Below are 23227 nucleotides of genomic sequence, written 5' to 3'. Positions count from 1 at the left end.
GTTTTATTTATATGTCACTTCTTATCTTAGTCACCTTATACACCTCTTAAGTAGTGACGCAGCGTTTGTATGGACATTTCTATTGAAAAGAAATGGATTGGTATATTACTCCTCTTCGGTTGTTTGTTATCGGCAAAACAGGCAACAGGTAATCATATTGTGGGTGGCGACATCAGTATGATCCATCTGGGCCGGTTAGGGCAATATAAAATCACCGTAAATCAGTTCTGGGACGAAGACGGTATTGCCAAAAGCGGTAACGTCGACCAGTACGAAACGGAGCTGGTCATTTATGTATTCAGTTTACGCACCCGTGAGTTCATGGATGAGTTTACGCTCAAACGGACCAGTAAACAGAATTTCACCTACGACAATCCTGTCTGCGCCAAACTCCAGGGCCTCCTGACGTCGGAAGTGCGCTATTCGGCCGATGTTAAATTCGACGTAACCCGCTACGCCGATCCCGATGGCTACTACATTATCTGGGAGCGATGCTGCCGGAATGCCGTTATCAACAATATTGCCAAACCCGCCGAAGTGGGTATGGCCTTTTACCTGGAGTTTCCGGCCATGCTCCAGAATAACAAAAACTTCATAAATTCAACGCCGGACTTTGTTTTGCCGAACGGAAAATACGCCTGCGTCAACTTGCCCTTCCAGATGTCGTTCAGGGCTACGGACCCGGACAAAGATGAACTGCGCTACCGACTGGTGACCCCGCTTGTTGGATACACCAAAACCGGCCAAAGTGTCGTGACCAGTCCGCAGTCCCATACTACCTACCCGGCTGCGGTCTGGAACCCCGGCTACAGTGATGCGATAATGATACCGGGACCGGTTCCGCTGGAGATAGACGCCCGCACGGGCGAACTAACCCTGAGGGCCAGTCAGGAGGGTTTATTTGTCTTTGCCGTAGAAGTTACCGAGCTGCGGAATGGCGTCCAGATCGGTATGGTTCGCCGGGAGTTCCAGTTACTGGTTAAGGAGTGCAACCCGGCCACACCCCCTCCCCCGATTATTACCAGCAACGATAAGCCCGTCGATGCGGTATCTTTCTGCACGGGTGGCAGTATCCAGCTCGAAACACAGCCCGATCCGAAGTGGTCGCTCCAGTGGCAGCGGGACAGCATAAACATCACCGGGGCTACCAGCGCCACAATCACCATTCGGGAGCCGGGTGTTTATACCGTCGTAAAAAGCCGGGCGGATATATGCGCCCGAGACACTACCTCCCAGGGGGTAAAGGTTACCCTCTTCCCCTACCCGACCGTGAAACTGACCGCGGCCCGTCCGCTGGCGTTTTGCGAAGGTGGCTCTGTCGAGTTGAAAGCCGAGGCAACAGAAGGTACTCTCCGCTGGTTTCGGGATACCGTCAGCCTCGACCAGCCAGACGCCCGGACCGTAACGGCCCGGTTTGGTGGTATGTATACCGTCGAGTTTACCGAAACCGGCAACGTCTGCCCCGCCCGGGATAGCCTCCGGGTAACGGTTCATCCGCTTCCAAAAGCAGCGATTCTGGTATCCCCCCAGAAAGTAATCTGTGACACCCTTCCGGTGCAGCTTACCGCAGATGGTAATACAGGCGTTCAGTTCGCGTGGTCGCGCAACGGCTCGCCCTGGTTACTGACCGCCCAGAAAACAGTGACCACTACCCTGCCCGGCACCTATCAGGTTACGGTTGAGGACCAGCATGGCTGTCAGGCAACCTCCCCCCCGTTCAGCCTGGCCCAAACCCCGCTCCCCGGCATCGTGTTCGACACCCTGTACCCCATCTGCGATGTGCAGCGCAGTGTTACGCTGACCGCTTCACCCACCGGCGGACAGTTTACCGGCGAGGGCATTACGGGTGATCAGTTCGTGCCGACCGCAGCGGGAGCCGGCCGGCACGCAATTACCTATACCTATACCGACGCCAACGGATGTCGAAATCAGCAAACGCGCATCATTGCGGTTCAGGACGATATTGGCCTGAGTATGCCGGAAGAAATGGTCATCGTCCGGGGTGATTCCAGGGTGATGCCGGTAACGATTAACACGCCTGTGGAACAGGCGGTGTGGTCGCCACCCGATGGCCTGAGTGATCCGGATAGCCTGCTTCCAACGCTTAATCCCGTCGATTCAAGAATCTATACCATTCAGGTAGTTACACCCCTGGGTTGCCGGGCCGCAGAAAAAATACAGGTAACGGTTATGGAGCAACTCCTCTATCCCACGGCCTTTACGCCCAATAACGACGGTACCAACGACACCTGGGATATACGGGGTATCCAGTACCTCCCCGACTGCGACGTGTATATCTTCAACCGCTGGGGCAGCGTTATCTTTTACTCCAAAGGCTACCAGCAACCCTGGGACGGCACCTACCGGGGTGAGCGGGTAGAGCCCGGTTCCTATCCGTTCCGGATTGATACGAACCGCAAGGGAATTCAGTACCGGGGCAACATTACGGTATTGTACTGAGGGCTATCTTTGCGCCATGAAAAAAACCGTTTCGGTGCTCACCGTACTGCTCTTCTTCGTTACCTTTTCCGGTTTTGGCCAGGCTTCGGTTGCCTATTACCCGTTTAACTCCCTCTTTTCAGTCAGCACAAACCCCAACCGGCAGCTCTGGCTCGATGCCCGTGTGCAGACCAATACCCTCTTTGGCTCACTCAGCACTACCCTGGCCCCCATGGTTACCATCAGCCGGCAGAAGTCGGCAGCTTATTATGCCGGAGCCGGCATCCGGTTCAACGCGCTCAATACGCTGGTGAACGAGCAGGTGCTGGAAGGGTACTCCCTGCATGCCGGGGTGCGGATAGCACCTATCGCTTCGATTCCTAACCTGCGGGTAGCGTTTGAAATGTCGCCGTTCGCCCGCCGGAACTTCAAAAGCGGTATTCTGTACTCGTACCTGGGCGTAGTGTATCAATTTGGCCCCAAAGAATAAAAAAACCGGAAGGGACGCCAGCAGGGCATCCGCTTCCGGTTACGTTTGGGTGTATCCCGTTATTTGTTGGCTTGCGTAGTCAGGATGCCCCGCTCAAGCATGCGGGCGCGGTCAAACAGGGTCAGGGCCTTCTGATAGGTATCATCGGCGTCGCCCATGACCTGGAAGAACTCATTCTGCTGACCATTCCGGCTGTTTCTCTGGTAAACATACCGGGCTATGTAGGCTTTTACCTGTGTCCGGATAAAGTCTTTCGAGCGGTTATACTCTTTCTCGTTGAACTTGATTCCCTGCTCTGTAGCATCTTTAACCAGTTGCTGCAGCATGGCATCGGTGATGCTGACCGACCGGTTGAAATCGGCAAACGCCATTTTTTCCAGTTTCTTCCGGTTGTCGTTGGCGTATTCCAGGGCATACTCGCGGGTGATGTTCTTGGCCAGCAACTGCGCCAGGTAGTTGGTCTGCCAGAGGGTATCGCGGGGCACAAAGTAGTCGGGCGTAATGCCACCGGCACCGTATACGACCCGGCCGGCCGATGTCTTGAACTTCAGCTTCGGATCATTCTTGATGCTGTCGGCAATAAAGTATTCACCCCGCTTCGAGCGTAACTCCAGTTCCTTTTCGTAGTCGCCTTCCTTACCCGGTACGTAGGGTTTCTGGATACTGCGGCCACTCGGCGTAAAATAGCGGGAGATCGTCAGGCGCAGTTCGGAGCCATCAGTCAGCTGAACCGGCATCTGCACCAGCCCTTTGCCGAACGACCGGCGACCCACGATAAACGCCCGGTCGTGGTCCTGCAGCGCACCAGCCACAATTTCAGAAGCCGAGGCACTCCCTTCGTCTACCAACACCACCAGCGGGCCTTCTTCAAACTGACCGGCAATGCGGGCGTGAATCCGGCGGTCGTAGCGATCGTCTTTGCCGTCGGTGTATACCAGCAGTTTGTTCCCCGCCAGAAACTCATCGGCCATGCTGGTGGCCCGGTCCATATAACCGCCGGGGTTGTTGCGCAGGTCGAGCATCATTTGGGTCATGCCCTGCTGTTTCAGCGAAGCCAGCGCATTCTTAAATTCATCGTATGTAGTTTCGGAGAACCGGTTAACCTTGATGTATCCGGTCTTGTCGTCAATCATATAGGCAGCATCCACGGAGTAGGTTGGGATGCGGTCGCGCATGACCCGGATGGTACGGGGCTCATTCTCACCCTTCCGCATAATCGTCAGGCTCACTTCGGTACCGCGCCGGCCGCGCAGCGTTTTAAACACCACCCCGTTATCCACTTTTTCGCCGGTCAGGGGGGTGTCGTTCACCTTGATGAGCTTATCACCACTCTGGATGCCGGCCGCTTCGGAAGGACCGCCGGCCAGGGGCGTTACCACATACACGGTATCTTTGTAGATATTGAACTCAACCCCAATGCCGTCGAAGCCCCCTTCGAGCTGGGTGCGGGCGGCCACGGCTTCCTGCGGATTCAGGTATGCCGTGTGCGGGTCAAGCTTCTCCAGCATTTTGGCGATCGAGTAATCGACCAGTTCCTCGGTATTAACGGTATCAACGTAGTTGTTTTCAATCAGTTGCAGAATCTCCTTGTATTTCGTGTAACCCCGACCAATGTTCGTCAAACTTTTGGTCCCTCCAAAAAAGGTCGCTCCGATCAGCATACCCGAGGCCAGTGTGACCCCCAGTATCATCGGCAAACGAACCGTTGCCTTGTCGTTCTGAATCCGCTTCTTTGCGGCCCCGCCGAACTCCTCTTTCTCTGCCATAGGTCAATCAATAGTTCAAAGTTGGATAAAACGTAAAAACGCGCTGTTTCGTGAATAGTGTTTGCCGGCAGACGCGTTTCACCATTTATCCCTGCTAAACCTATGCCAGAAGCTATTTTATCTACCTAAAAGGTAGATAAAATAGCTGACAGGAAAGGATTGCGGAAAACTGACCCAGCGACTGTTGTTAAAATTACACACTTTGTTCTAATCCGTCGGCACTCATTTTTACAAAAAAATCGAGGGCAGCCGGGTTTCGCAGCGTGTCTTTGCTGGCGGCCGAGGCCGCATCGGCACCGGAAAGGATCTTCTTGACGGGCGCTTCTACTTTCTTGCCGCTGATGGTGTAAGGTACCTCAGGAATAGCGTATATGACATCGGGAACGTGCCGGGGACTGCACTGCATACGCAGGGTCTTTTTGATGCGGGCAACCAGCTCGTCAGACAGCGTCTGCCCCTCCCGCAGCACCACAAAAAGCGGCATCAGATACTGCCCGCCCGGCTTCTCGATACCGATAATCAGGCTATCGGCTACTTCGGGAATATTTTCTACAGCGCTGTACACTTCAGCCGTACCGATCCGGACGCCGTCGCGGTTCAGCGTGGCATCCGAACGGCCGTAGATAATAACGCTGTTGCGCTCGGTGATCTTGATCCAGTCGCCATGCCGCCAGACTCCCGGATACTGCTCAAAATAGCTGCTGAAATAACGCTTATGACCGGGGTCGTTCCAGAAGTAGATAGGCATAGACGGCATGGGTTCCAGAATGACCATCTCGCCGAGCTGGTCCCGCACCGGCCGGCCGGCCTCGTTGAACGCGTCTACCTTGCAGCCGAGCAGCCGCGCCTGAATCTCTCCTTCGTAAACGGGCAGCAGCGGGCAGCCTCCCACAAAACCACTGCAGACGTCGGTACCCCCACTCAGCGAAATCAGCCAGGCGTCTTTTTTGACCGACTCGTAGATCCACCGGTACCCCTCGGGCGGCAGCGGTGAACCCGTGGACCCAATCGAGCGGAGGGCTCCCAGCCTGTGCGTTTTGGCCGGCTCAATTCCGGCTTTCATGCACGACAGATAGTAGGCGGCTCCTCCGCCAAAATGGTTGATCTGCGCCCGTTCGGCCAGATTCCAGAGCACATTCAGGTCCGGCGACCCGGCCGAGCCGTCGTAGAGGACCAGCGTAGCGCCCACCAGCAGCGAGGCTACCGAGTAGTTCCACATCATCCAACCGGTGGTCGAGTACCAGAAGTAGCGGTCCCCGGCGCAGACATCCTGGTGCAGCGCCAGGGCCTTCAGGTGTTCGAGCAGGCAGCCGCCCACGCTGTGCGTAATGGCTTTGGGCTTGCCGGTGGTACCCGACGAGTACAGTACCCAGATGGGGTGGTTAAACGGCACGGGCTCAAACTCCAGCCCCATCGGGCTCGTCCACAATACTTCTTCCCACAGGGTGGCCCGCTCCAGGCGGCTCTCCGGGTCGAGGTACGGGAGCCAGATTACCTTTTTGAGCGTAGGCAGCGCCAGCCGCAGCTCACGGAACGCATCGGTTTTGTCGATGGGCTTGCCGTTGTAGGTGTAGCCATCTACCGCAAACAAAAGCTTGGGCTCGATCTGCTGAAACCGGTCGACGATGCTGGACGTACCAAAGTCGGGCGAGCAGCTCGACCACACGGCGCCCACGGCATTGGTGGCCAGAAAGGCGACGACGGCTTCGGGAATATTGGGCAGCACCGACACCACCCGGTCGCCAGGGCCGATGCCGTTTTGCCGCAGGTAAGCCGATACGGCAGCTACCTGCCGTTCGAGGTCGGCCCAGGAGATCTGCCTGGTAGTCGTTTGCCGCTCCGACTGAAACAGAATGGCCGGCCGCTGGGCTGTTTTGTGGCGGAAAATGTGTTCGGCGTAGTTCAGCGTGGCTCCGTCGAACCACTGGGTGCCGATCATGCCCCGGTCGGGTTTGATAATAACCTGCCGGTAAGGGGTATGGCTCTGCACATCAAAGAATTGCCAGATACTCTCCCAGAAGTCTTCCAGATCAGTTACCGACCAATCCCACAGGTCGTTGTAGGTACGGATGTAAAGTCCTTTTTTGACAAACAGCCAGTCCATGTACTGCTTCATAATCGACTGTTCCATAAACCGCTGGTCGGGTTTCCATAAAGGACGGATAGAGGTAGGAGTCATGAGAAAAGAGAAGTGAATAACTATCGACTAACGACGAATCGGTATCCTGAATTCTTTCAGGACAAATTACGTTATCAACCGGGACGATAACGAATACCAGCATTAAAAGCTGTAACTTTGCAGCCCTTTTTATCCCTGCCGCTCCCTTAAAACTCTGAAAATAACACGTTTAGTATATTTTTACAGTAGTGATTACTGTACTTTTTCATGAAGAAAAACAATCCTTTTAACCGCGACGGCGGACCGCGCGACGATGACTCCCGTGATAACCGCGGAGAGAACCGTGATGACAATGACCGTCGTGGTGGCGACCGCCGGGAAGGTGGACGACCTTTTTTCGGACGTCGTGATGATGACGCCCGCAGCAACAACGACCGCGGAGGCTTTGGCCGTCGGGACGACGACCGTCGCGACGCCCCTACTGGTGGAGAAAATCGTCGGGAAGATAATGACCGCCCCCGCTTCAGCCGGGATGATAACCGTAACGACGGACCGCGTCGCGATAGACCGCGTCACGAAAGACCGGGTCACGAAAGACCGCGGGAAGATCGTCCGCGATTCGGAAACAGCCGGCGCGATGATGAGCGCTCCGGCGGATCAGACCGACGCAGTGACGGACCACGCTTTGGTGGCTCACGGTCTGGCGGAGACCGGGAAGACAGACCGGGTCACGACAGACCGGGTCACGACAGACCCCGTTTTGGCGACAACCGTAATGACGGACCACGCAATGACGGACCACGCAGTGGCGGGTCACGCAACGACGGTCCGCGCTTTGGTGGGCCTAACCGTTCTGACCGTCGCGATGAACCGGGTTTCAAACGCGACGACAGACCGAGACACGATAGACCACGATTTGGTGATGACCGGCGTAGCGACGCCCGACGTGACGACGCCCGAGGCTTCAACAGCCGCCGAGATAACGACAGAACGGATTTCCAGCGTGGCAACGACCGCCGGGATGATCGCCATGACAAACCGCGCTTCGACGGACCGGGTCGCGATAGACCAGGTTCCGATAGACCAGACCGTCCCCGCTTTGATCGGGATGACCGCCGGGACGGTGGCAACCGGTTTGGCCGTAATGACGGACCACGTGACAACCGGAATGAGGAACGTCCTTTCGGTAGAGGAGACAACCGCCGGCCGGGTGCCGATGATCGATCTGGCCGCCGGGGCGACAACCAGCGTAGCGATAGCCGTCGTAGCGAAGACAACCGTGACAAGTTCCGGGAAGACAGCCGCGAACGGCGTGTAGGACGCTTCGATAAGGCCCCTACCTATAATCTGGACGCCATCCGTGAAGGGCTGGCGAGGAAGAAACAGAAGCAGACGGCGCTGGCTAAAAGGCAGACAGCCGCCGAAGCCGATGGGGTGATCCGCCTGAACCGCTACATTGCCAATGCCGGTATCTGCTCCCGCCGGGAGGCCGACGATCTGATTGCCAGGGGCGACATCCAGGTGAACGGCAAGGTCGTAACCGAAATGGGCTACAAAGTACAGCCCACTGATGTGGTTAAATACGGCAACAAAGTGCTGAATCCGGAGAAGATGGTGTATGTGCTGCTGAACAAGCCGAAAGATTACATCACCACCACGGATGACCCGGAAGAGCGCAGAACCGTGATGGAACTGGTAGCCGATGCCGGTCCGTTCCGGATTTATCCGGTGGGGCGGCTCGACCGCAACACGACCGGTCTGCTGCTGCTGACCAACGACGGTGAACTGGCCGAAAAACTGACGCATCCGTCGCACAACATCAAGAAAATATACCAGGTAGAAATCGATAAGCCAATCACCGAAGAGCATTTTGAAGCCATTCAGGCCGGTGTTGAGCTGGAAGATGGACTTATCAAGCCCGATGATCTTGGGCTGGTAACGCCGGATGCTCAGGTTGTCGGTATCGAGATTCACAGCGGCCGCAATCGCATCGTGCGCCGGATCTTTGAACACTTCGGTTATGAGGTAACCAAGCTGGACCGGACCATGTACGCCGGCCTGACCAAAAAAGACCTGCCGCGCGGGAAGTGGCGCTTTCTGGAGCCCAAAGAAGTGGTCAAATTAAAATATCTGATTTAAAAGCTACCCCGGCGCTCTGGCCGGGGTTTTCTTTTTTGACAGGCAATTTATTCAGAAATAATTCTGATATTCAACTGTTTTTACGCAAAGTCGCAGCCGATATTACCGTTCATCATGGTCGAAAGCAACCACTCTTCTCATACGGCTGCTAAGCCCCAGACAGACATCCTCCAGAGCATTCTGAACAGCTCCATCGACTATATCCTGTTGTGGGAACCCATTCGGGATACCTCCGAAACCATTGTCGATTTCCGGCTGACGTTATACAACCCGCGCATTCTTGATACTTTTTCTTTAACGCATGAGGTGCTGGTGAGCCATTCGCTGAAACAGCTCCAGATGGTCACCGAGGAGATATTTACCAATTACGTGCGGGTGATCGAAACCGGCACGCCCTACCGGGCTGAACGGGCCTACGAGTTTAACGGACACACACGGTGGCATGATATTACAGCCACCAAACTGAATGATGGCCTGCTGACGGTTGTTAAGGATGTCACCGATGCCAAACAGGTTTCGCTGGCGCTCCAGGAGCAAAGTCAATTGCTGACGCAGGTATTCGATTCCTCGCTGAATGGTATCTATGTCATGCAATCGGTCCGGGATGCTACCAGCCAGATTGCCGATTTCCGGGTCGTGCAATGCAACCGTATAGCCCGCCAGGAATTGCTGGAAAAATTCGGGTATGATCCTCTTAACCGTACACTGCTGGAGGTTTATCCAGCCAGTAAGGAGCAGGGCCTGTTTAAGGCTTATGTCCAGGTTGTAGAGACGGGCGTACCGCACCACACCGAACGACATTACCCGCTCCAGAATCTCTGGTACGAGATTTCGGCCGTCAAGATGGGCGACGGTTTGGTCATCACTTTTGTCAACATTACCGCGACCCGGCTTGCTGTCCGGCAGGCGGTTAAACAGACTGAACGGGTAGAAGGGCTGCTCAATGGGGCGATCAATGGCATGCTGGCGATGGAACCGGTACGCGACGCCAACGGCGCAGTGCAGGATTTCCGGTTTGTTATGGCCAATCAGATGGCGTGTCAGATGAGCCACATTGCCAAGGAGAAACTGATTGGCGGCTCCCTGCGTGCGCTTTTTCCCTCCGCCCAGGAATTCCAGTTGTTTGATGTGTACGTTCAGGTGCTGGAAACCGGGCAGTCGCAGCGTAAGCAGTTTTTCTACAACGTAGATGGCTACCAGGAATGGTATGACCTGGCAATCTCCCGCATGGACGAGAATACGCTGGTACTCTCATATATGGACATTTCGGAGAGCCGGATTATGCAGCACCGGCTGGAGCAGATGGTCGGCGAACTGAAACGCTCCAACGAATACCTCGAACAATTTGCCTATATAGCCTCTCACGACCTGCAGGAGCCCCTGCGCAAGATTGAAGCATTCGGCAATCTGCTGACTCAGAACTACGCAGCTTCGCTGGACGAAACCGCCCGCGATTACCTGGCCCGGCTCAGCAAGTCGTCGGCCCGGCTGCAAACCTTTATCCGGAGCCTGCTGGCGTACTCCCGGCTGACGGTCGGCAACGAACAGATGCGCAGTGTGCCGCTGAACCGGATACTCACCGAGGTACTGCTCGATCTGGATGAGATCATCCGCGAAAAAAGGGCTCATATCAGCTTCAGCTCCTTACCCATTGTGCAGGGGAATGCCACCCAACTGCAGCAGCTCTTCCGCAACCTGATCAGTAATGCCCTGAAGTTCCAGCAACGCGATAAAACACCCGCCGTAACCATTACCTGCCAGATAACCGATGCCAGAGACCTGACTATGCTCACCATTGACCAGAGCAGAGGCCGGTGGGTGGTTATTGACGTTACCGACAACGGCATCGGTTTCGAGGAGAAGCACCATGAGCGTATCTTTCAGCTTTTCCAGCGCCTGCACGGCCGTAACCAGTACGACGGCACCGGCATTGGGCTGGCACTCTGCAAAAAAGTAGCCGAGCTCCACGGCGGCACCATCAAGGCCCAAAGCACCCCCGGCCAGGGATCAACCTTTACGGTATACCTGCCTTATCAGGAAAATTGATTGAGTTAAGGCCCCGCAACCACCATACCCGTTCCCGGCTCGTCCGGGTCTGTGACGCGTCCGCTCGTCCGCGTTTATAACGCGAGACGGGCGAGATTCGCGTCTGTCTCGCGAGTGAGTCGTGCGCCTATTGATTAAAATCGCGATACAATCGCGCACCTCGCCCGTCTCGCGTTATAAACGCGGACGAGCTGGAGTCAGGCGGGTCGCCCGGCGATTCGGAAATCCTAACCAGCACCGCTTACCGCCCTTCAACAATCGCGACCTCCTCCGCCGTCAGGCCATATAGCGCATACACCATCTGGTCTAAGTCGGCTTCAAGGGCGGAGGTATCCGCCAACGGGTCCTGCTGCTTCGCCGATAAAATAGCGTCTACTTTTTCGATGAAAGGTTTTTTAGGCGCTGGCAATAGTTTCTTTATTGGTAGCTGCTCAACGTATTGTTTGAAAAAGCGCATATACCCACCCCGGATGGATGCACTTAAGCTCTGGTAAACAAAAAGCATGAGTGAGCTATTCATGACCGTCAGTAGATACTTATCATCGCACGGGATCATATAGCAAGTGTTCGCAAAGAATGCTTCTTTAGGAAGATAACAAACCTGCATAGCAACCGCTATATCGGGGAACACCAGTTTGGGTTTGGAAAACTCATCATAATAATCACAAGCCCTCAACTCCCACCAGTAATTTCCTTTGTCCGTACGCTTGCGGGCCTTCTCTGCAAAAGGCTCCAGGTAACTGCTGATAACCGGAAAATCCTGCTTTAAACGGGCAAAGGCCTCGGCCTCCGGCAATTTGCCGTACCGCCTGACCGTAAAACCGCTGGGCAACAGAATCAGATAGGTACCTTGTCTGGGCACCTGATACCGCTTCACATCCCGCCCGGCCAGAAATGGCTTAATTACCTCCGCGCTGCGGGGGTCTTCGACGATGAGCCGCCGGCGGGTTTCGTCGTTGATGACGAAGGCTTCGTTCAGGCCGGTTTTGATACCGTAATAGATTTTGCCCTGCACGTATTCACCCAGCGGTACGCCCTGCCGTTTGATCTTTTCGAGCAGGTCGTGTACGGCCGAATCTGTCAGCATCCAGCCGTCGTCGTTCAGGGCGGCCGGGGCGGTCTGGAAGGCATTTTCGTTGAGGTAACCCGCCAGGCTGCCAAACTTCAGCGTTTGTACGTTGGCCACCCGGATCGGCTGGGTCGGAGCCGTTTTCCGGGCCGACAGGATGAGCGGGTACGTGGTCGCTTCGTCGAACACGGGCAGGTCACCGAAGTCGTACAGCTCGGTAAGCTGCCACTGCCGGAGCCATTGCCGGAGCGGCTTGCCGAAACCGGCGCGGGTAAACTTGTTGGAGATGATGTAGGAGAAATGCCCGCCCGGCTTCAGCAGGCAGATACCCTTTTCGATGAAGTACACCAGCAGGTCGGCGGTGCCGGCGTAGGTGCGGTACTGCTGCGCCAGGTGCGGCTTACTGTCTTTGATTTCCTCCTGCCGGATATACGGCGGATTGCCGATCACCACATCGAAGCCCGCAAAAGTCCCGGCTTCGTCCAGCACTTCCGGAAACTGAAACCGCCACTCAAATGCATTCCGGAACAGCGGATTATCGACAATCAGCCGGATTTTCTGCTGGGTATCCGCAATTTCCCGTTCCAGCCGGGCGCGGTCTTTCTGCTGGGCTGCAGTCAGGCTGGTGCCAAACAGCGTACCCGTTTCGTACTTCTGGTAAAGCTCCACTTCCAGCTTGCGGAGTTTGTCGCGCAGGGGTTTGGCCTCGTCGGGCAGTTGCTTTACCAGTTCACTGCGGATGTCGGCCAGCAGTTGGCGCAGTCCCCGTTTACGCTCTCCTTCGGCGTTACTTTTGTATTCCTGAATAAAGCTGCGGTAATCGTTCAGCCGCCGTTCCAGGCCGGCCGTCTCAAACGGCGCTTCCAGCGGATACCGGCTCACCAGGCTGTTCCCCTGCCGGATGTTAATGTCGATATTGGGCAGCGTTTCGAGGGCGGGGGGCAAAGAGGGTGCATTCTCCTCCTGCCCAATACCCCCTGCCCCCGGCCCCTTGCCCCATGCCCTGTAGTACGCATGCTTCAGCAGCTCAATCCACAGCCGCAGGCGGCAGATTTTGACGGAATTGGGGTTGATGTCGACGCCGAAGAGGCAGTTTTCTATGAGGGTCTGTTTTTCGTGAAAGAGCGTTTCCTGCAGGCGCTGACGGTCGGTGATGGGCTGCCCTTTTTCGTTGAGCCGGTAGGCAAACGGCTGGCCGGTCTCCTGCTCAATGATCACCAGTTCATCATTTTCAATGCTGATGTCGTAGCCGCGTACCCGTTCGCCCGTGTCGCGGTAGCTCAGCACGCGCAGATCGGCTTTGATGGCAATGAGTTCGTTCAGCGCCGACACCAGAAAATGGCCCGAACCCACCGCCGGGTCGCAGATGGTTAATTTGTTAATTAGTTGATTAGTTTGTTGGCGTACCGTCTTATCGGCGTATTCGACGCGGTCCTGCAATTCTTCGAAATTGGCGCAGTTCCAGGCGTAGGTTTCGTTGAACCGCTGCACCACCGCCCGCCGGATGGTCTCGCGGCACATATACATGGTAATGAAGCCGGGCGTAAAGAACGAACCGTCTTTGTAGCCGTTGATCTTCTCGAAGATAAGCCCCAGCACCGAGGCATTGATGAGCGTCTTCGACTCCTCCTGCACCTCCTCCGCACCTTCCGACGCAAAGTTGTAGGCGTTCAGAAAGCTCAGCAGGTAATGCAGCGTACTAACCTGCCCACCCGCCCGCCGGACGCCCATAGCGTCGGCGTTGCCCTCTTCCCCCTTAAACAAGGGGGGATTAAGAGGGGTGTTTTTTCCAAGCACCGAATGCCCATACAAGGGTATCACCAGGCTATCGTCCAGACTGCTGATGCGCAGCGTCTGTTCCTCCAGTTCACTGATCTCAAACAGGGAGCTGTTCAGGTACGGTACAAAACCAAACTGCTTCTGCACGCTGGCCGGGCGGTCTTCGGGCCGTTTGGCCAGTACCTGAAAAAAGAGTTTGTTCAGCACATCGTAGTCGCGGATCTGGTCGGGCCGCAGAAACTGCTTTGTCGTATCGTTGCGGTGGTAGTTGACAAGCTGGGCCTCCAGCAGTTTCAGAAACAGAATGCGGTTGATCCACGTAATGCACAGCGACAGGGCAAGGGTATACAATTGCTCGGCCCGGCTGTCACCGTATTTCGCCAGATCGGGCAGGCGGTCCAGATTAACCTCCGAATCGAGAATGGTAATCGTGTTTTCGAGCATGGAGCCTTCGTGGGGCTGCTGCTTCCGCTGGATCAGCCGTTTGCCGCCTTCCTTAACCTCTTCCAGCCCGATGATGTGCAGCAGCTCGTGGTAAAACTCCCGGTTCAGGCTATTGCTGTCGTTACCGAAGGCGTGCTTCAGCAGGTGCGTAGGCGAGAACACTTTGAGCAGCGGAATCAGCGAACTGTCGGTAGCGGGGTCCGTACTGTTCAGCGCCTTCAGGTGTTCTTTCAGGTTGAAGTACGTAAACGGCAGCGTATCGTTTTTGAGGTTTCGCAGGTACGGGCGGGCAATTTCGTTGTAAAAATGCTCGGTGCTGGCGCTGCTGGTCTGCCCGGCCTGCCACTGCCGGAAGCGCTTGGCCAGCAGCGTATTTACCCCGAACAGCCGCTCAAAATCGTGAGCGTCAAAGATATACCACTCGTAGATATTGGTAATGACCAGCCGGCGGATGTCGTTGCTGCCGTCGAGCACCCGCTCGCGCAGGTAATACAGCATCAGCTCGTGCATGGCCCGCGAGTTAAGCTGGTAAGGCGTGGGCATATCGTTGAGATTCTTCGGCCGTTTTACCTCAAAGATGACACCCACCGCACTGTCGGCCTCCGGTCCGGTATGAATCACCAGATCCTTATGGTCTTTGGTGGCAATCAGGTAGTCCGGTTTGAAGCCGGTATCTTTCAGAAAATCGGCTAAATGCCCTTTTACGTTCTCCTCCGACTCGTTTTCGTCAATGCGGCTCAGCAGCAGGCGCAGTTGCGCTTTAAACTGCTCCAGCTCGTCACGACCAACGGGGCGGATGCGAAACGCCTTGTTGAGCGCCTGACGGGGAGAACTGTATGGTTTGGCGGTACTCATGAACGGTTACGGCAAGTCGGAAACAGATTTGCAAAATACGGCTAATTCCGAAACCGACACCAAACAAAAAGCCCCGGATCATCGGGGCAGGTCAACATCAGTCAATAAGCAGGCTACCCACAGGCAGCGGTATTACTCGAACGACAGCGAATCCAGTAAGGTATGGGTAGTGGTCCGGCTGGCAATCATGGCTCCGGTGAGTTCGTGAACAGGCACCAGCCGCTCATTGACCAGATCATAGATACCGGCCTGGTAGCCGGATGTGCCCTGGCGGGTCAGAAACAGAAAATTAAGATAATTGATGGCGGAAGCCAGCGTATCAAAATCCAACCGGTGTGAACTTACCTCATCTGCGAACACGGCCCAATACTGTCTCATAATCGTCGTCGTTTTTGTTAAAGCAAAGGTAGACCACAGACCTATCGGGCAAATTAAGCAGGCCTTAAATGACTATTTAAAAACGGTTAATGGACAAGACCGCCGACTGGGTGTCGGAGAAGTTTTATTCTACCATCCAAATTAATCTGAACGGTGCCGCGCCGTTCAGCCAGTACGACACCGTTCAGCTGCCATCCATCCTTCAATTTTTTTTACACCAATATCAGGTTCTCATCTTAAGTTGACTAAGCAATTGTGACGCTTCGCCCCATTGGACTTCGTGCGGAAGCCGGTTGGTTTTTGCGGCAATAGAGGCTACCGCTCCCGCAGCTTCGCCCATAGCCACCGCATTACCGGTAACACGGTAACTGGCATGTGCCGTAAAGTCTCCGCTGATACAACGGCCCGCCATCATCAGTCCATCTACATCTTTGGCGATCAGCGCCCGGAGCGGGATATCATACGGAATCATTTTGATTCCCCCCCTAGAAATGGTTTCCACCTCATTGGTTTTGCGGTCTGTAGCGTGAATATCAACCCCAAACGTGGGACGAACAACGGCATCTTCATGTCGGGCACCAATCACCAGATCCTCTTTGGTCACCATATACCGCCCATGAATACGACGCCCATCCCGAATACCGATCTGCTCGGGAGTAGCCACAATCTGCATACCCTCCCAGGGTCCGCCGAGCTTATTCAAACCCCGCACAATGCTGTAGACCTCGGCCCTGGCTCGCACGGTAGCTTCGGTAATCTCATCCGCGTCGAAGGCCTTGATATTATACTCATGATTGACCATAATCATGACCAGGTTATCCCGAATCAGAAACAGCGTAGGCATTCCGTACGAAGGTGAAACTCCTGTCCGTTTAATTTCCTCCGCAAAGGCCCGTACGGCGGGCACATGCCAGTCTTTGCGATCCCCCTCGTTGGTGTAAAAGGAGATAAAGCGTTTCAACGCGGAGGCATCGCGCACCACCGCCAGGGTATTCAGCGTCATGGGCTGGCACGGGCAGGTATCTCCTCCTTTCCCGATTTCCCAGCTATTACCGGCCTGCGCCCCCAGATCGCCATCACCGGTGGCATCAATAAACACTTTGGCCCGCCAGGCTTCCCTCCCCGATTTCGATTCGGTAATGGCGGTGGTCAGGCGGCTCTTTTCCCGGTAAGCCGCTGCCACCCGGGTATGCAAACGGTATTTTACGCCGGCTTCGGCGCACATTTCTTCCAGCAGTAGTTTCATCTCGTCCGGATGATACACAAACTGATCGCCAATCTTGTTGCGACGGGCATCGCGTTCGTCCAGTTTTTCCTTAATTTCCTTAGTAAGGCCCGGTTTATTGAAGTCAAAAATGTAGGTTAGCAACCCGGCGGTCCAGACGCCACCCAGACAACCGTGAACCTCAATAAGCTGGGTCTTAGCTCCCGCCCGGGCCGCCGTTATAGCCGCCGAAACACCGGCCGGGCCGGCTCCGCATACGATCACATCAACATCTGCTTTTATCGGCAGATTACGCGCAGGCTCTTTGAACTCCGCACTTCCCTTTGCCGGTGAATCCATTCCGTGCGACAGAGTTGGTAAGGCAGCGGCTCCCGCGCCGGCCAGGCTCGTTTGGAGAAATTTCCGTCGATTCAGATTAAACATGGCTGAAAGGCCATTCTGCAAATCATTGCTGGTCATGCATTCAGAAAGTTAAGGATCAGGGAATAAATAATTAATAGCCAGGATTTTGATCTTTTACCGGATCGATGGCTTTGTTATAGCCGAGCTCCGAAACGGCGATAGGCCACAGATACGCTTTTTCTGCGATGGTCTTGCCCTTGGTAGCCATGATGAGTTCCTGTGCTTTGTCGGTACGCTTCAGTTCAAGCCACCGCTTGCCTTCATACTGAAACTCATAGCCGCGTTCTTTGATGATCAAATCCAGGAACGTAGCCGCGTTATAGTCTGCCGGTTTGAAATCAATGGCCGACGGAGTAGTGGGATTCAGCCCATACGCCCGGCGGTGTACCTGGTTCAACGCTTCCATCGCTTCGGCCGTTGGGCCATTTGCCGTACGGCCGGCGGCTTCGGCGTAGATCAGCAGTAAATCGGCGTAACGATACCAGGGAGCATCGTTAGCGGCTCCGGAACCTCCGATAGCATCGGGATCAATAAATTTTTTGTTTAACAGAGAGGTAGTGCCTATACCGATGTTATAGGGATACCAAAGGCCTTTCCGCAGATCTTTGTTATCCCACTTCTGATATAAGGGGTTACTGGTATCACTATGATGACCATAAACCCCTCCACCCCCATGCAGGCGGGTGCCGGGATGGTTTGTCAGCCATGGCCACAAATTACCCTGCCCCGTCTGGTGGGAGTACTTCAGGTAAAAAATTTCTTCCGGTGTTGTAATGACAGCCGGGCCGAAAATTTTCTGAAAATCGTCCGTAGAGGCAACCGGCACCAGCGCAAACCGTTTCAAGTCCATAACTTCTTTGGCTTTATCGCGGGCTTCCGCAAACTTCTCCAACTGAAGATAAACGTCTGCCAGAACCGTTTTCGCTGCCCATTTAGAAGGCCGGCCGGATTGTGGAACCTGATCGGACAGATTCGCTTCGGCCTCTTTCAGATCAGCCACAATCAACTCATATACTTCGGCTACCGGATTGCGTTTGGCATTAATCTCGGTCATATTCTGCTCGGTTCGGAGCGGTACGGCTCCCCAGTTTCTGACCAGATGAAAGTAATTGAACGCACGCAGAAACTTGGCTTCGGCGACGTACCGGGCTATATCGGCTTTGCTGACCGCTTTACCATTAGGCGCATTCTTTATGACCAGATTGGCATTTCGGATACTCAGGTAAAATCCCTCCCAGGCCCCTGCGGTGCGGCTGACGTTCACATTATCAAGCCCCTGAAAGTTATTGAGTACGGTATAACTGCCTCGTCCGTAGGCATAATCGATATGGGCTTCCAGTACGGCGATGTACACCCCCATCCCACTGGTGTTACTGCTCCGAAGCGGAGTATAAATGGCATTGACAGCGGCTTCTACCTCAGCCTTTGTATTGTAAAAGGTTTCAACGGCGAGCGATTTTGTCTCTTCTTCCAGAATATCCTCACAGGAGGTACTCATTAGCAACAGCGCTCCCCAAAGAAGCCTGCTTAAATAGGGCCATAAGCCGCAGGAGAAATAAGTGTCTTTCATGATTTTACCTGAATAATTTGACCAATATATGCCGTGGAGAATTAACGTCTGGTTCAGAAACCGGCCCTCAAACCAAGCGTTATTACTTTAGCGGTAGGATAGCTAAACTGATCAAACCCCTGCGCGGTGGAGTTCGATCCTCCGTTTGAATTAACTTCCGGATCCCACCAGGAGTACCTGGTAAAGGTTACCAGATTTTGTCCGCTGGCGTAAAGTTGTACGTTCTGAATCCAGTTCAGCCCCCAGTTCTGCACCGGAACTTTATAGGCCAGCTGAATATTCTTCAGCCTTAAATAGGACCCGTCTTCGACGAAGCGGTTCGACACATTGATTCGGTTTGTATTGCTGATGACCGGATATTTCGCGGTCGGATTAGCGCTGCTCCAGTGATTGAGGTATACCTCCCGTGGCATATTCAGGCCGTTGTTGTAATCGACGGTATTGTTGATAGCACTGGTGTTAAAAATGTCGTTGCCCTGCGTTCCCTGAAGAAAAATGGTCAGGTCAAAATTTTTGAAGGACATACTTGAATTAAGCCCGTAAATAAAATTTGGGTTCGGGTTACCGATATAGGTTTTATCCAGCACGGTGATGGTGCCGTCCCCGTTCAAATCCTTGTACCTGATTTTCCCTTTTTCATCATACCCATCTTCCAGATACCCCCAGAACCGGCCGATGGGCTGCCCTTCTCTAAGAATATTCCGGGTGTCGGTGATGGTATTTATATCGACATATCCGCCCAGTATGTCCTGGCCACCGTATAGCTTCATGACCTTGTTCCGGTTCAGTGACACAATGGCGTTGAGATCCCATTTGAAAGGACCATTTAACACATTGGTGTTAACACTGAACTCGAAACCTTTATTCTGCACTTCGCCAATGTTCTGGATGGTGTTGATAAAGCCCAGCGAAGAGGGAAGCTGAACCGTATTCAGCAAATCGCGGGTATTTTTGATGTAATAATCAGCCGTGATGACAACGCGGTTTTGCAAAATTCCCAGATCGATACCGATGTCTTTTTGCTCGGTCGTCTCCCATTTCAGGTTGCCGGGCAAGACGGTTCCCGGTGCATACGTGGTAAAGAGGGCATCATCGAAGACCGTCTTTCCGGAGAAAAGCTGATTGAGCGTTGCGTATGCGTTGATGGCCTGGCTGCCGGTAAGTCCCCAGCTTACCCGCAGCTTCAGGTCGGTAATGGTCGTGTTATTCTTCAAAAACGCTTCGTTCGAAATACGCCAGGCCAGAGCGGCCGAGGGGAAATATCCCCATTTATTTCCCCGGCTATATTTAGAGGATCCATCGACCCGAAAACTGGCGGTAGCCAGATACCGACTGTCGTACGAGTAATTTATCCTGCCCAGATAGGATAATAAGGTTGATTTTGAGAAAGAGGAGTTGGGAATACCCGGTGTATTGGCAGCCGCCAGGTCGTAGGTTTGGCTGGTGTTACTCAGAAACCCGATACCGCTGCCGCTTAGGGACGTGCTGACAAAATCCTGATAGGTAAAGCCGGCTACGGCCGCAACACTATGCTTCAGGTTAAAGGTCTTGTTATAACTGATAGTATTCTCACTCAGGAGGCTGGTAAACTGAGCCGTGTTTACACCGGCACTTCCCTGGGAATTGACAAAATTATTCGTCGTATAGGAGTCAGTACGGTCGTCTGAATTTTCAATGCCACCCGATACCTTGATTGTTAATTCCGGTATCGGATTGTAAATCAGGGCCGCATTGCTCAAGACCCGGTTGCCCCTGGTCTGACTGGATTGCTCGTTTAGAAAATTGATCGGATTGATGAGCTGGGCGTTAATAAACGAATAGGCGGTTCCAAAGACGCGGTAAGCACCATCGTCGGTATACGGAGTAAGAATGGGCGGAGCTGAAATAGCGCCGGCAATTAATGAGCCTCCCCGGTTACCCCCCTGACTGTTTTGGGAATTGGTTTTAAGCCGGGTAAGCGTACCGGCAAAATTTACCTGAAGTTTGCGGCTGATTGCATGGTTTATATTAGCGCGCAACGAGTATCGGTTATAATCGCTGCCGCGAATAATACCATCCTGATTGAACATACTTCCGGACAGCGAAAACTGCGTTTTCTCATTCCCTCCGCTTACATTCAGCGCCAGAGTTTTCATAGGGGCCTTTCGGAACACAAAATCCTGCCAGTCAAAACCCTCACCAAACGCATCAATCTGCTGCTGGGTAAAATACGGCTTCAGGTTATCGTTCTGGGCCTGTTCATTGTAAAAGGTAGCGTATTCCCGGGCATTCATCAGGTCCAGCTTTTTGCGAAGCGTCTGTGAACTATAACTGGTCTCGACATCAACCCGTGTTTTTCCCGCTTTACCCCGCTTGGTAGTAATCAGAATGACCCCGTTGGCTCCACGTGATCCATATATGGCCGTGGCTGAGGCATCTTTTAAAATTTCAATATTTTCAATATCAGCGTTATTTAACACCGTAGGGTTATTGCCGGATATGGGGAATCCATCCACTACATACAGGGGCTCATTACTGCCTTGAATAGAGTTGGTTCCCCGGATACGGACACTGACGGGCCCACCCGGTGCCCCTGTATTTTGCAGCACCTGTACCCCGGCTGCCCGGCCGGATAAAGCCTGTAACACATTGGTGGTCGGGAAGGCGTTGAGTTCTTTTGCCTTTACCTGCGACAACGATCCGGTCAGGTCGCTTTTTTTAACTGTACCATAACCGACTACCACTACTTCATCCAGGGTCTTCTGATCCGGGACCAGCTGAACGTCGAGGTTCGTTCTCGTACCAAGGACCACCTCCTGATTCACATAACCCACGTAGGAGAAGACCAACGTAACGGCGTCGTCCGGTACATTCAACCTGAATTCGCCTGCGGCATCCGTGGATGTACCGCGGGTGGTATTCTTGACGACCACACTCACACCCGGTAATCCCTCGCCGGTTTCACTCCTGACCCTTCCCGTAATGGTACGGTCTATGGCCGTCTGTCGCACCATTTTATCACTGGTTAAGCCAGCCGTAGTCTCCGCTTTTTCAACGGGTCCGGCACCGGAAGCCGGTAGGGACGCAGGTACCAACTCCCCCGCTGACCCGGTATTGGTTACCACTTTTCGTTCCTTCTTTTCAGCAATAACCAGATAGGAGGTACTGTTTACTTTTTTATAACGGAAACCCACAGGGCGTAATACCCGATCGAGGTTCTTTTCCAGGGATGCGGTTGGGCTGAGTAATCCTTTCGCAACGGATACCCCTTCCACCGCCTGCACTTCGAAAAGGATATCGACACCGTATTGACTCTTCAGTTCATTCAGAACGTCTTTGAGTTGCCGGGTAGCTTCTTTGCCCGGCTGTGTTTGTGAGACATTGTGCGCCAGCACCACCGACTGCGACCAGCTATTTCGCAGTCCGAAGAGCAAAAACATAGCCATAAGCCCGGCCTGACTGGCTTTTTGCAGATACTTGTTCATACGTTTAAGGGTTTAGGATTGCTTCCTTATTGGTCGGAAAGCCGAACATGATTGCCCTGACGGACAACGGTAATATCTAACAGTTCTGAAATAGATTGCAGGAGTTGATCCACATTTTCTGCCCGGAATGATCCCATCAGCTTACGTTGGGCTAACGTACTATCACTGATGTCGACGTGTATGCCGTAATTCTCTTCCAGCAGATACGCTACCTCCTGTAAGGTTGTCTCTTCAAAGACGAATCGTTTCTGCCGCCACGCTGCCTGCTCCTGGGGATCTTTGGTAGTCTTATGGGCAAGCTGGTTCCGGCTATCAATCGAGACCAGGTCGCCCGGTTTCATGGTAACCTGTTTCGCGGTATTATTTTGCTGATAATGGATCTCTACTTTTCCTTTGTTAAGGGCTACCCGGGCTCCGCGGTTTCGGGCGAATACGGTAAACTCGGTTCCCAGGACAACTACGTCCACCTTTCGCTCGGTCTTAACGATAAACTTCTGATCATCGGCCGTATGGGTTACCGAAAAAAGGGCTTCCCCCTTCAGGAGTACCTCCCGTGTTTCCCGGCCAAACCCCCAGCGGGGTACGCGTAACCTAGAATTAGCGTTGAGTACGACATCACTCCCATCAGCCAGCCGAATCGAACGGGTTTCGCCAAAGCTGGTGGCATACGTATGATACCGTAGTTGGTCCCGCATCAGAAAGCCTCCCATTCCTAAAAGCAGCAGGATAGAGGCTGCCACAAACCAGCGCCGGATGGTCCGTTGCCTGAACAGGTATTGATCAGCCGTGGAGATAGCGGCAACAGGCTCATCCGTATGCGGGTTCTTCGCCAGAAACTGACTAAAAGCCGCCAGCGCCGGCTGCGTCTGCGCCAGGTATTGCGGGTGGGCAGCCTCCCATTCCTCAAGCCACCGGTAATACTGCTCCTCGTTTTCTTTTTCCCGCAGCCACTGCGCGATCAGTTCACGTTGCAGAGGAGACGACTTCCGGGCGAAATGATTAAATATTAGCTCTTTATTAATATCAGCTTCCATAATTTCAG

At 53.9% G+C, this 23227-nt stretch carries 12 protein-coding genes; 4 read left to right on the top strand and 8 right to left on the bottom strand.

Features of this window, described 5'->3' with window-relative positions; translation table 11 throughout:
- Window positions 1-69 precede the first annotated feature (69 nt).
- Window positions 70-2460 carry a T9SS type B sorting domain-containing protein gene (locus ABD949_RS09020; protein WP_345242686.1) on the top strand — a complete coding sequence of 797 codons (2391 nt, stop codon included), beginning with the start codon at window positions 70-72 and terminating at the stop codon, window positions 2458-2460.
- A gap of 16 nt (window positions 2461-2476) precedes the next feature.
- Complete coding sequence (locus ABD949_RS09015; protein WP_345242684.1) at window positions 2477-2929, top strand: hypothetical protein; 453 nt, start codon at window positions 2477-2479, stop codon at window positions 2927-2929.
- 59 nt (window positions 2930-2988) lie between these two features.
- Here ABD949_RS09015 and ABD949_RS09010 read toward each other — a convergent pair whose 3' ends face one another.
- Complete coding sequence (locus ABD949_RS09010; protein ID WP_345242682.1) at window positions 2989-4695, bottom strand: S41 family peptidase; 1707 nt, start codon at window positions 4693-4695, stop codon at window positions 2989-2991.
- A 193-nt stretch (window positions 4696-4888) separates the two neighbouring features.
- A complete protein-coding gene (locus ABD949_RS09005) occupies window positions 4889-6874 on the bottom strand; it encodes an acetoacetate--CoA ligase (RefSeq protein ID WP_345242680.1) in 1986 nt (661 codons plus the stop codon).
- A 207-nt stretch (window positions 6875-7081) separates the two neighbouring features.
- Here ABD949_RS09005 and ABD949_RS09000 point away from each other — a divergent pair, with 207 nt between their 5' ends.
- A complete protein-coding gene (locus ABD949_RS09000) occupies window positions 7082-8953 on the top strand; it encodes a pseudouridine synthase (RefSeq protein ID WP_345242678.1) in 1872 nt (623 codons plus the stop codon).
- A 114-nt stretch (window positions 8954-9067) separates the two neighbouring features.
- A complete protein-coding gene (locus ABD949_RS08995) occupies window positions 9068-10999 on the top strand; it encodes a PAS domain-containing sensor histidine kinase (protein ID WP_345242676.1) in 1932 nt (643 codons plus the stop codon).
- Between the two features lie 241 nt (window positions 11000-11240).
- Here the strand turns inward: ABD949_RS08995 and ABD949_RS08990 are convergent, their stop codons facing one another.
- The 6 genes from ABD949_RS08990 to ABD949_RS08965 all read right to left on the bottom strand — a co-directional run bounded on the left by ABD949_RS08990 (window position 11241) and on the right by ABD949_RS08965 (window position 23219).
- On the bottom strand, window positions 11241-15146 hold the full coding sequence (locus ABD949_RS08990; RefSeq protein ID WP_345242674.1) for a DUF7149 domain-containing protein: 3906 nt from the start codon (window positions 15144-15146) through the stop codon (window positions 11241-11243).
- A 132-nt stretch (window positions 15147-15278) separates the two neighbouring features.
- Window positions 15279-15524 carry a hypothetical protein gene (locus tag ABD949_RS08985; RefSeq protein WP_345242672.1) on the bottom strand — a complete coding sequence of 82 codons (246 nt, stop codon included), beginning with the start codon at window positions 15522-15524 and terminating at the stop codon, window positions 15279-15281.
- 223 nt (window positions 15525-15747) lie between these two features.
- Window positions 15748-17208: an FAD-dependent oxidoreductase gene (locus ABD949_RS08980; RefSeq protein ID WP_345242670.1), complete on the bottom strand. Its 1461-nt coding sequence runs from the start codon at window positions 17206-17208 to the stop codon at window positions 15748-15750.
- Window positions 17209-17242: 34 nt separating this feature from the next.
- Window positions 17243-18721 carry a RagB/SusD family nutrient uptake outer membrane protein gene (locus ABD949_RS08975; RefSeq protein WP_345242668.1) on the bottom strand — a complete coding sequence of 493 codons (1479 nt, stop codon included), beginning with the start codon at window positions 18719-18721 and terminating at the stop codon, window positions 17243-17245.
- Window positions 18722-18774: 53 nt separating this feature from the next.
- A complete protein-coding gene (locus ABD949_RS08970; RefSeq protein WP_345242666.1) occupies window positions 18775-22185 on the bottom strand; it encodes a SusC/RagA family TonB-linked outer membrane protein in 3411 nt (1136 codons plus the stop codon).
- A 26-nt stretch (window positions 22186-22211) separates the two neighbouring features.
- Complete coding sequence (locus ABD949_RS08965; protein ID WP_345242664.1) at window positions 22212-23219, bottom strand: FecR family protein; 1008 nt, start codon at window positions 23217-23219, stop codon at window positions 22212-22214.
- Window positions 23220-23227: the final 8 nt, after the last annotated feature.

Source organism: Nibrella saemangeumensis (assembly GCF_039541915.1).
Taxonomy (GTDB): domain Bacteria; phylum Bacteroidota; class Bacteroidia; order Cytophagales; family Spirosomataceae; genus Nibrella; species Nibrella saemangeumensis.
The sequence above is the reverse complement of the archived record's forward strand: the minus strand, read 5'-3'. Positions and strand labels throughout refer to the sequence as shown.